This window comes from Actinophytocola sp. (assembly GCF_045807065.1).
Classification (GTDB): domain Bacteria; phylum Actinomycetota; class Actinomycetes; order Mycobacteriales; family Pseudonocardiaceae; genus Actinophytocola.
Map to the genome: position 1 here is coordinate 1 of NZ_JBJMIE010000423.1, position 5,634 is coordinate 5,634.

Sequence of the window (5,634 nt, forward strand, 5' to 3'; positions counted from 1 at the left end):
ACGCTGCGCGAGCAGCACGAGCGCAAGCGCCGGCAGCCGTTGCTGACGCTGGACCAGGCCCGGGCGAACCGCGAGGTCGTGTCGTTCGACGACGTCCCGACGCCGGCCTTCACCGGCACCCGGGTGCTGACGCCGTCGATCGCGGAGCTGCGGGAGATGATCGACTGGCAGTTCCTGTTCCTGGCGTGGGAGCTGAAGGGCAAGTACCCGGCGATCCTGGACCAGCCGGTCGCGCGCGAGCTGTTCGACGACGCGAACACGATGCTGGACGAGATCATCGCGGCGGGTTCGCTGACGGCGCGGGGCGTGTACGGCTTCTGGCCGGCGCACTCGGAGGGCGACGACATCGTCCTGGCGTCGGGGGAGCGGTTCCCGATGCTGCGCCAGCAGACGCAGAAGCCGGAGGGCCGCCCGAACCGCTCGCTGGCGGACTACGTGGCCCCGTCCGGTTCGGGCGACCACCTGGGCGGCTTCGCGGTGGCGATCCACGGCGCGGAGGACCTGGCGGCATCCCACGAGGCGAAGAACGACGACTACCGCTCGATCATGGTCAAGGCCCTGGCCGACCGCCTGGCGGAGGCGTTCGCGGAGTACATCCACCTGGAGGCCCGCCGCCAGTGGTTCGAGCCGGACGCGTCACCGGCCCTCGAAGACCTGCACGCGGAGCGGTTCCGCGGCATCCGCCCCGCCCTCGGCTACCCGGCGAGCCCGGACCACAGCGAGAAGGCCCTCCTGTTCCACCTGCTGGAGGCCAACACCCTCGGCATCGCCCTGACGGAGAGCTACGCGATGACCCCGGCCGCGGCGGTGAGCGGCCTGATCTTCCAGCACCCGGACTCGCGCTACTTCACCGTCGGCCGCCTGGGCCGCGACCAGGTGGTGGACTACGCGACGCGCCGCGACATGGAGGTGGCGGAGGTAGAACGCTGGCTCCGCCCGAACCTGGCCTACGACCCCAAGTAACCCGCGTGTCCAACGCCCGCGACCGGTGAGTTCAACGAAACGTGCCCCTGAGGTGATGTCACCAGGATCAGGTGAGTTGGCCGTGTTCGAATTGGGTGAGGACGAGTGCGGCTTGGACGATGGTGCCGATTTTGCTGGGGCTGGTGGTGAAGTGTTGGAGAGCGCGCCAGCGTTCGGTGAGAAGGGCGAAGCCGCGTTTGCCCCGGCAGCGTAGTCCGCGCAGTAGGGCGTTGTGGGTGCGGTTGTCGGCGTCGTGGACGTGGTTGCCGGTGGGTTGTTTGCTCGGGGGTGTGCACGCGGATGCCGGCGCCGTCGTAGCCGTTGTCGGCCAACGTCGGTAGGTCGAGGTGGGAGGTGGCCCGGCTGATGCCGAACCGGTGCCCAGCACCGGGATGTCCTCGCGCTTACGGAACCACACCACCGCGAACAGCGCCTGCTTCCCGTAACTCAACGCCCTGCTGTTACGGCGCGTGCCGCGTGTGGTGAGAACTCACTGCCGCTGTCGCGTTTTGTTCAACTCACCGGTTCTGCGCGTTGGACACGCGGGTGAACAGTAAAACCCGCCGCGCCCTCGGTTGGGGGGAACCGAGGGCCGCGGCGGGCTTACAGGGCGCCGGCCGGAGGCTGGGGGGAACGTCCGGCCGGCGTTTCCGGTCGCGCGCAAGGCTTACTGGTCCACATCAGCAGTGCCCTGGGGGGTGACACGTACCGGGAAGTCCCAGTTCCGCGGCGACCAACCCGTACAACGGCTTACCAGTCCACCGCGTTCCGAATCCAAAAGTGTGTTCCGTCACTAGAATAGGGTCGCCAGCTTCGTCGCGGTTTCCTCGTCCGCCGGGGTGTAGGTCGTCATGCGGAGCTCGGAACGTTGGCCCAACCAGAGGTACGTGTACTCGAAGTTCAGCATGCCGACCTCGTGGTGCTGGAAACGTTTCGTCAGATTGCGCATTGGTCTGACCTCGTGCCGCTGCCAGCTCTTCTCGAATTCCGGGGACTCCCGGCGCAACCGCTTGACCAAAGATTTCCACGCCGGTTCCCCGACGTGCTTCGCCATCGTGCCGCGCAACTGGCCCACCAGCTGGTCCGCGCGTTCCTGCCAGTCCGGCAAACGGCGCTGCCAGTCCGGATTGGTGAACACCTGCAGCGTCGCGTTGCGTTCGGTCTCCGGCAGGCTGCTCACGTCCATCAGGAAGTCGTAGCCGCGGTTGTAGGCCATGATGTCGGTCAGCGCGTTCACCACCACCGCCGGCAGCGGGTCCAGCTTGGCGAGCATCACGTGCACGCCCGACGGGATGGCCCGGCAATCCTTGTCCCGCGGTGGTTCCGGCGCACCGGCGAGGGTGAACAGGTGCACCCGTTCGTGCGGGTCGAGCCGCAGCGTCCGCGCGATCGCCTCCAGCACGTGCTCCGACACCTTGATGTCGCGCCCCTGCTCGAGCCACGTGTACCAGGTGACCCCGACCCCGGCGAGCTGCGCGACCTCCTCGCGGCGCAACCCGGGGGTGCGACGGCGCCCGGCGTGCGGCAGCCCGACCTGCTCGGGGGTGATCCGCTCGCGCCTGCTGCGCAGGAACTCGGCCAGCTCGCGCCGCCGGGTCTCGGCCGCGTCGACCTGCACGGGCAGCTGGGTGGAAGTGACCATGACACCACCGTGACACATCTCCGACACGGTTACCAGGTAGTCCCGGTACCTGGATAAGTACGCACTGGTACCAGGTTGGCGACCGGCGTTGCCTGGTACCCGTGACGACAACGCTCAACCAACAGGCCCGGGCCGGGCTGACCGGCGGCGGCCTCGCGGCTCTGCTGCTCAGCTACACGCTGGCACCCATCGACCTGTTCATCGTCAACGTCGCACTGCCCACGATCCAGTCCGACCTGCACGCCTCGACCACGACGCTCGAGTGGGTGCTCGCCGGCTACGGGATCGCGTTCGCCATGCTGCTCGTGGTTGGCGGCCGCCTCGGCGACGCGTTCGGCCGGCGCCGCGTGCTCTCCTGGGGCCTCGCCGCGTTCACCGCCACCTCGCTGGTCTGCGGCATCGCGCCGAACGAGACCGTGCTCGTGCTGGCCAGGATCGCGCAGGGCGCGGCCGCCGCACTGCTGGTGCCGCAGGTCTTCTCGATCATCCAGGCCACGCACTCGGGTGAACACCGCGCCAGGACCCTCGGCTACCTCGGTGCCGTGGCGGGCCTGGCGATGGTGCTCGGCCAGGTGCTCGGCGGCCTGCTGGTCGCGGCCGACCTGTTCGGCGCGGGCTGGCGGCCGATCTTCCTGGTCAACGTGCCCATCGGCATCGTGGTGGTCCTCCTGGTCAACAGCAAGCTGCCGGAGAGCAGGGCACAGGACCCGCTCGGCGTCGACCGGTGGGGCACCCCGCTGCTCGCCGGCGCGCTCCTCGCGCTGCTGGTCCCGCTGCTCGAAGGCCGGGCACTGGGCTGGCCGGTGTGGTGCTGGGTGCTCCTGGCCGCGGTGCCGGTGCTCACGGCCGGCTACCTCGCGGTGGCCCGTCGGCTGGAACGTGCCGGTGGCGTGCCGCTCGTGCCGCCGACGCTGATGCGGACGCCGAGCATGCGGTTCGGCATGATCACCGCGGTGCCGGTGTTCGCCGGCTTCGGCGGGTTCATGTTCGTGTTCGCCCTGGTCTTCCAGGCTGGCCTGCACTTCAGCCCCCTGACGGCCGGCCTCGCGCTGACCCCGGCGGCCCTCGGCTTCCTGCTGATGTCGCTGCAGACCAGCCGCCTCGTCGCCCGGTACGGCCGCCGCGTCCTACTGGTCGGCGCGATCGTCCAGGGCAGCGGACTGCTCGTGCTGGTCCTGACCCTCCTGTCGGCCTGGCCGGCAGTGACGGTGTTCGACCTCGCGCCCGGCGCGTTCGTCTACGGGGTGGGGCAGGGGGCGATCGCCCCGGTCCTCTTCCGGGTGATCCTGTCCGGCGTGCCGACGGAGGCGGCCGGCGTCGGCAGCGGCGTGCTGACCACGACCCAGCAGACGTCCCTCGCGCTCGGCGTGGCGACGCTGGGCTCGCTGTTCGTGGCCCTGGCCGGGCCGGCCGCCCTCGGCATGCGGGACGCGCTCGTGCTGGTCATCCTGGTGATGACGGCACTGTCCGTGGTGATCGGCTTCCTGGTCACCCGCCTGCCGGACCCGCGTCAGGCGGCCGCGTAGCGCAGGTGCGCGGCGGCCTCGTGGGGGCGGACGTCCTCGGTGAGCATCGTCGGCGGGTGGGAAGTAGTCGGCGGAGAGCAACCGCTTCGGCCGGTTCCGCACGGTCGAGCTGCTCGTGGCTCCAGTCCGCCCCCAACGCGATGTCCCACCGGGTGCGAGCGACCGGACCGACCATGGACCCATGGTCACCGCCGTTCTGGAAGCCGTGCACACGGCCGCGTTGGCGAGCTGGTTCGGGTGCATGTGTTACAGCGTCATGTTCATTCAGCGGCATCCCATGCGGGGCAGGGAGCCGCAGGTGTGGGAGAACTTCGTGACCGAGATGGTCCACGGGGTCCGCTACGTCGTGCTCGGCACCATGGCGGTGATCTTCCCGTCGTGGGTCGCGCTGGTCGTGTTGCGGCTCGTGGCGCACGGCGCCGACCCCCTGTGGGTCTCCCTGGTGGCGGCGAAGACCGTGCTGCTCATCGGCGTGGTGCTGCTGTTCGTGTACGTGTCGTGGCACCTGTGGCCGCTGCGGATCTTCGCGCTGCCGGAGGAGCTGCCGCCGATCGACCGGAAGTTCCTGAACGCCTCGCAGGGCCTGGTCCTGACGCTGGGCGGGGCACTCACCCTCGGGGTGGTCGCCGGTCATGTCTGACCGGTGGAACCGGCCGATGCTGGTCTTCGCGTTCGCCTGCGCGGCGCTGGCCGCCGTGGCGGTGGTCGGCGTGCTCGCCGACCACCGCACCCTGGACGGCCTCCCCATCTGGACCAAGCCGCTGAAGTTCGCGGTCTCCGGCGCGGTCTACGGCCTGACCTGGTCGTGGCTGTGCTCGCTCATCGACCACCGGCAGCGGACCGTGCGGCGGGCATCGGGGGTCGTCGTCGCGCTGCTCAGCCTCGAACTGGTGCTGATCACCGGCCAGGCACTGCGGGGCCGGCGCAGCCACTTCAACTTCTCGACCACGTTCGACGCGGTCGTGTACGAGGTGATGGCGACGTCGATCGTCGTGGTGTGGTGCGGCGCGCTGGTCCTCACGCTGCTCGTGCTGCGCAGCGACATCGAGGACGGGGCACGCAAGCTGGCGGTCGGCCTCGGCGCGGTGCTGTCCCTGGTCGGCGTGGGCATGGGGGTGCTCATGACCATCCCCAGCGGTGCCCAGATCGCGGCGCTGGGTTCCGGGGGCGGCATGCTGGGCGCCCACACGGTCGGCGCGCCGGACGGGGGCCCGGGGCTGCCGGTCCTGGGGTGGAGCACCACCGCGGGCGACCTCCGCGTCCCGCACTTCGTCGGCATGCACGCACTGCAGGCGCTGCTGCTGTGGCACCTGGCCCTCGGCCGGCTGGCGAGGCGGTGGCCGCGACTCGGTCCGGTTCGCGCGCAGCTGGTGTGCGTCGGGGCGGCGGGTTTCGCCGGTCTGCTGGCACTGCTGACGTGGCAGGCCTACCGCGGCCAGCCGCTGACGCGCCCGGACGGCTGGACGCTGGCGGGTTTCGCCGGGGGGGGGGGCCGGGGGGGGG

At 70.4% G+C, this 5,634-nt stretch carries 5 protein-coding genes; 4 read left to right on the plus strand and 1 reads right to left on the minus strand.

Translation table 11 applies throughout. From position 1 onward, the window contains the following. The coding region (locus ACJ73U_RS24885) for a vitamin B12 dependent-methionine synthase activation domain-containing protein (protein ID WP_407780118.1) at nucleotides 1-963 on the plus strand (963 nt) is incomplete at its 5' end. A gap of 793 nt (nucleotides 964-1,756) precedes the next feature. On the opposite strand, the gene ACJ73U_RS24890 is transcribed toward ACJ73U_RS24885, so the two are convergent. Continuing rightward, a complete protein-coding gene (locus ACJ73U_RS24890) occupies nucleotides 1,757-2,605 on the minus strand; it encodes a helix-turn-helix transcriptional regulator (RefSeq protein WP_407780119.1) in 849 nt (282 codons plus the stop codon). Between the two features lie 101 nt (nucleotides 2,606-2,706). Here ACJ73U_RS24890 and ACJ73U_RS24895 point away from each other — a divergent pair, with 101 nt between their 5' ends. The 3 genes from ACJ73U_RS24895 to ACJ73U_RS24905 form a co-directional block, all read left to right on the plus strand. Continuing rightward, on the plus strand, nucleotides 2,707-4,131 hold the full coding sequence (locus ACJ73U_RS24895) for an MFS transporter (RefSeq protein WP_407780120.1): 1,425 nt from the start codon (nucleotides 2,707-2,709) through the stop codon (nucleotides 4,129-4,131). A gap of 181 nt (nucleotides 4,132-4,312) precedes the next feature. Next, nucleotides 4,313-4,771 (plus strand): hypothetical protein, encoded by a 459-nt coding sequence (locus ACJ73U_RS24900; RefSeq protein WP_407780121.1) that lies wholly within the window; start codon nucleotides 4,313-4,315, stop codon nucleotides 4,769-4,771. Next, nucleotides 4,764-5,634 (plus strand): hypothetical protein (locus ACJ73U_RS24905; RefSeq protein ID WP_407780122.1); only part of this gene is annotated, 871 nt, incomplete at its 3' end. The genes ACJ73U_RS24900 and ACJ73U_RS24905, both read left to right, overlap by 8 nt.

Bases quoted from the DNA above. Each gene is read 5' to 3' on its own strand.
- ACJ73U_RS24890 (WP_407780119.1), bottom strand. From the start codon at position 2,605: ATGGTCACTTCCACCCAGCTGCCCGTGCAGGTCGACGCGGCCGAGACC.
- ACJ73U_RS24900 (WP_407780121.1), top strand. From the start codon at position 4,313: ATGGTCACCGCCGTTCTGGAAGCCGTGCACACGGCCGCGTTGGCGAGC.